A 4,767-nucleotide genomic window follows, 5' to 3' on the forward strand; every position below is an offset into this window, starting at 1 on the left:
CGCGGCGCGGCCCGCGTCGCGCCCGGCCTCGGTGAGCTCGACGGCGCGCCGACGCCGGTCCGCCGGGTCGCCGGTGCGCGTCACGTAGCCGGAGCGCTCGAGCCGGGCCACGATCCGGCTCATCGTCTGCTCCGTCACGCCCGACTCCGCGGCGAGCTCGCGCTGCGAGCGCGGCCCGCCGAGCAGGTGCATGAGGACGGGGAAGCCGGCGTGGTTGAGGTCCCACTGGCCGAGGTGGGCGTTCCACTCGCGCTCGATCCGGCGCGCGACGGCGAACAGCAGGCGTCCCGTCGGCCATCGCGTCGGGTCGCTCGAGGCGGGGTCGGCGAAGACCTCCTCGGCCCCCGGCCCGCCCGTGACGTCGGTCGGTGATCGCTCCACGTGCATCCCTCCCTCCGCCATGGCACCATTCCTCAGCATGCTGAGCAAACGGACGGGCGGCTTCCTCCGCGGACTGGTCATTGTCGCAGTCATCGGCCTCTGGATGGCCATCGGCACGCTCGGGGGACAGGCCCAGGGTCGTCTGAGCACCGTGCAGACCAACGACGCCGCCGCGTTCCTCCCGGCCAGCGCCGAGTCCACGCGCGCCGCCGAGCTCGCGCAGGAGTTCGTCGACAGCGAGGCCCTGCCGGCGCTCGTCGTCGCGTCGACGGGGGACGGCTCCGCCCTGGCGCCCGACGACCTCGCGGCGCTCGAGGCGTTCGTCGCGGCCGTGCCGGACGCCCCGCTCGAGGGCACCGGCGAGGGCGAACCCGGCACGGTCGGCGAGGCGTCCGTCGCCGACCCCGTCCTCGTGCCGTCGGAGGACGGCGAGGCGGCGCTCGTCGTGGTGTCGCTGGACGCCGCGACCGCCTCCGACCGCGTCGGGGCGGAGGAGGACGGCGTCAGCGAGCTCGCCGTCGGGGCGCTGCGCGACCTCGCCGCGGCCGAGCAGGCCGACGGCGGTCTCGCGGGCACGAACCTCGACGCGTACGTGACCGGACCCGCCGGCTTCGTCGCGGACCTCGTCACCGCGTTCGGCGGGATCGACACCGTGCTCCTGCTCGTCGCGCTGGGCGCGGTCCTCGTGATCCTCGCGGTCGTGTACCGCTCGCCGGTCCTGCCGTTCATCGTCATCCTCACCGCGGTGCTCGCGCTGACGCTCGCCGGGCTCGTCGTCTACCACCTCGCCGCGAACGACGTCCTCACGCTCAACGGCCAGTCGCAGGGCATCCTGTCGATCCTCGTCGTCGGGGCCGCGGTCGACTACTCGCTGCTCGTCGTCGCGCGCTACCGCGAGGAGCTGCGCCTCGTGCGCTCCACGACGACGGCGCTGCGACGCGCCGTGCGCGCCTCCGTCGAGCCGGTCGCGGCCAGCGCGGGCACGGTCATCGCGGGCCTGCTCTGCCTCCTGCTGTCCGACCTGTCCTCCAACCGCAGCCTCGGCCCGGTCGCCGCGATCGGCATCGCGGCCGCCTTCGTCGCCGCGCTCACGCTGCTGCCCGCGCTCCTCCTCGTGGCGGGTCAGCGCTCCCGGGCGCTGTTCTGGCCGCGCATGCCCCGCTTCGCCGGCGACCACGCGGTCCAGACCGAGGTCGAGGCCGCGACGGAGAGCGACGACCGCGTGTCCGTCGAGGGGCACGGCGTCTGGTCGCGCGTCGCGAGCTTCGTCGGCCGCCACGACCGCCGCGTGTGGGTCGTCACGGCCGTCGTGCTCGCCGCGTGCGCCGCGTTCGTGCCGTCGCTCGACGCGGAGGGCACGGGGGACTCCGAGGTCTTCCTCACCCAGGTCGACTCGGTCGACGGCGAGGAGGTGCTCACCGAGCACTTCGAGGGCGTCTCGGCCCAGCCCGTGACCGTCGTCGCGCCCGAGGGCGACCTGCAGGCCGTCGTCGACGCGGCCGCGGCGACGGAGGGGGTCGCCGCCGCGACCCCGGTCACCGACCAGCCCGCCGCAGCCCCCGGCGCGCCCGCGCAGGGCGAGCCGCTCGTCGTCGACGGCCGGGTCCGGGTCGACGTGACCACCGAGGCGCCGTCGGACAGCCAGGAGGCGGTCGAGACCGTGTCGGCGGTGCGCACCGCGGTCCACGACGTGTCGCCCGACGCGCTCGTCGGCGGCGCCGCGGCCGAGCGGCTCGACACGCAGACCGCCGGCCAGCGGGACCTGCGCGTCATCGTGCCGGTGGTCCTCGCGGTGATCCTGCTCATCCTGATCCTGCTGCTGCGGTCCGTGCTCGCCCCGGTCCTGCTCATGGCCGCGAACGTGCTGTCCTTCGGCGCGGCGCTCGGTGTCGGCGCGCTCGTGTTCGACCACGTGCTCGGGTTCCCCGGCGCGGACCCCGCGGTCCCGCTCTACGCGTTCTGCTTCCTCGTCGCGCTCGGCGTCGACTACTCGATCTTCCTCATGACGCGGGTGCGCGAGGAGAGCCTGCGGGTCGGCACCCGTCGCGGCGTGCTGCGGGCGCTCGCGGTCACCGGCTCGGTCATCACGTCGGCGGGCGTCGTGCTCGCCGCGACCTTCGCGGCGCTCGGGATCATCCCGCTGCTGTTCCTCGCCCAGATCGCCTTCCTCGTGGCGTTCGGCGTGCTGCTCGACACGCTCGTCGTGCGCAGCCTGCTCGTGCCGGCCCTCGTGCACGACATCGGGCGACGGTCGTGGTGGCCGAGCGCCCTCGGGCGGCTGGACCGCGGCCGGGCCGGGTGAGCGTCAGCCTGCGGGCAGAGGTTCGGCGGGGCAGTCGCGGAGCACGCGCGCCATGGCGTCGGACTCCGCGGGCGTGACGGCGAGCCCGTAGACCGCCTTGACCGCGATCTGGCGGGCGACGTAGGGACAGCGGGACGCGTGGTCCGGCGGCAGCCAGGCCGACGCGTCCCGCGCGCCCTTGGACCGGCTCGTCGCGTCGTCGGAGGCGAGGAGGTTCAGCGGGTCGTTCGCGAAGCGCTCGCGCGTCGCGTCGTCCCACTCCCGCGCGCCCTTGCGCCAGGCGTCGAGCAGCGGGACGACGTGGTCGACGCGCACGGACCCGCCCGCGCCCTGGCGGAACGCGAGACCCTCGCCCGTGTACGGGTCGACGAGCGTGCCCGCGCGGACCTGGCACGCCGCGCCGTCGGCCCCGAACGCCAGGTCCGCGAGGTCGCGCGCCAGGACGTCGTCCCGCGTGTCGCAGCCGTCGCCGTCGAGGTCGGCCCAGGCCGCGCCGAAGGCGTCGCGCGCGAACCCCGTGTCCGAGCCGGGCGCCCGGACCTCGAGCTGCGCGAGGGCCGCCAGGGCGCTGCCGGGCGCGGGCTGCGCACCGGCGGCGTCGACCGCGGCCGACCGCTGGCCGAGCACGTTCGCGAGCACGATGAGGGCCGCCAGGCTGATGAGCGAGTACCGCAGCACCGTGCGGCGTGGGACCCGACGACGCGTGGCGCTCAACGGACCGAACCTTCCCGACGACGACACCTCGGAACCGACGTGCCGACCGGCACGGGGGAGACCATACCGGACCAACGGGCCGATTCCGACAGCCGCTCGGGCACGTGCGCCGAACGTCCCGGTGTGCGCGCCCGACCGGGGCCGGCGGCCACGGGGCCAGCAGGCCCGGGCCGCTAGATTGGGCGCCATGCACAGCGCGGGACGTTCGCTCAGGGTCGGGATCGTCGGGTACGGGGGAGCGGGGCGCGGCATCCACGCCCGTCTCGTGCGGGAGGCGGGCCACACGGTCACCGCCGTCGTCGTGCGCTCGCCCGAGCGCCGCGCCGCGGCCGCCGAGGACTGGCCCGGCGTGCACCTGCATGACGACCTCACCGCGCTGGTCGCCGACCGCGACGCCTACGACGTCGTCGTCGTCGCGAGCCCCACCACGCTGCACGCCGAGCACGCGACGACCCTGGCCGCCGCCGGGGTGCCCGTCGTCGTCGACAAGCCGCTCGCGCTCGACACGGCGGCGGCGCGCGCGGTCGTCGAGGCGGCCGAGGCGGCGGGCACCCCGTTGACCGTGTTCCAGAACCGGCGCTGGGACCCCGAGCAGCTCACGCTGCGCGCGGTGCTCGAGCGCGGCGACCTCGGCACCGTGCACACGTTCGAGCGGCGCTGGGAGCGCTGGCGCCCCGTGCCCCAGCAGCGCTGGAAGGAGAACGACCCCGTGGGCGGGGGCCTGCTCCTCGACCTCGGGCCCCACCTCGTGGACTCCGCGACGCAGCTCTTCGGGCCCGTCACGTCGGTGTGGGCGGAGCTGCGATCGCACACCACACCCACCGAGGACGACGTCTTCCTCGTGCTGCACCACGCGCCCGCCGCGGACGGGAACGAGGTCGTCAGCCGGCTGTGGGCCGGCTCGCTCGTCGGCGCGCCCGGGCCTCGGACGCGTGTGCTCGGCTCCGCGGGCGCCTACGTCGTGACGACGTTCGAGAACGACGCCTCGCCGTTCGAGGAGCTCGACGCGGACGCGCCGGCCGGCAGCGAGGGCTGGCTGGCCCGCGGCAGGGAGCGCACGCCCGTCCCGCGCGCGGACGGCGGTCACGCCGACTTCTACCACGCCGTGGCGGCCTGGCTGCTCGAGGACGGGCCCGTCCCCGTCGACCCGCGCGACGCCGTGCGCACGGCCGAGGTGCTCGACACCGCACGCCGCAGCGCGAGCGAGGGGCGCCGGCTCGCCGTGTGAGCCCCGCGCCGGCACGTCCCGGCCTGTGGACGACGCCCGCGGGCGGCCCGGCGTGCGGTGAGATGGGCGCATGCCCGTCCCGTCCGCACCCCGCCCGCGCCTGCCGCGCCGCACCGAGCGGCGTACGGAGCCCGCCGCGGCG

Annotated in this window: 4 protein-coding genes; 2 read left to right on the plus strand and 2 right to left on the minus strand. The window is 76.2% G+C overall.

Features of this window, described 5'->3' with window-relative positions:
- Nucleotides 1–381 (minus strand): MarR family winged helix-turn-helix transcriptional regulator (locus JZ5iCDA_RS15645; protein WP_069387992.1); only part of this gene is annotated, 381 nt, incomplete at its 3' end.
- A 37-nt stretch (nt 382–418) separates the two neighbouring features.
- On the opposite strand from JZ5iCDA_RS15645, the gene JZ5iCDA_RS15650 reads away from it, so the two are divergent.
- Nucleotides 419–2,683 (plus strand): MMPL family transporter, encoded by a 2,265-nt coding sequence (locus tag JZ5iCDA_RS15650; protein WP_069387989.1) that lies wholly within the window; start codon nt 419–421, stop codon nt 2,681–2,683.
- A 3-nt stretch (nt 2,684–2,686) separates the two neighbouring features.
- On the opposite strand, the gene JZ5iCDA_RS15655 is transcribed toward JZ5iCDA_RS15650, so the two are convergent.
- The gene (locus JZ5iCDA_RS15655; protein WP_069387990.1) at nt 2,687–3,397 is read right to left on the minus strand and encodes an HNH endonuclease family protein; all 711 of its coding nucleotides are present in this window, start codon (nt 3,395–3,397) and stop codon (nt 2,687–2,689) included.
- Between the two features lie 187 nt (nt 3,398–3,584).
- On the opposite strand from JZ5iCDA_RS15655, the gene JZ5iCDA_RS15660 reads away from it, so the two are divergent.
- The gene (locus JZ5iCDA_RS15660) at nt 3,585–4,625 is read left to right on the plus strand and encodes a Gfo/Idh/MocA family protein (protein WP_069387991.1); all 1,041 of its coding nucleotides are present in this window, start codon (nt 3,585–3,587) and stop codon (nt 4,623–4,625) included.
- Nucleotides 4,626–4,767: the final 142 nt, after the last annotated feature.

Origin of the sequence: Cellulosimicrobium cellulans (genome assembly GCF_001722485.1) — a bacterium.
GTDB lineage: Bacteria > Actinomycetota > Actinomycetes > Actinomycetales > Cellulomonadaceae > Cellulosimicrobium > Cellulosimicrobium cellulans_A.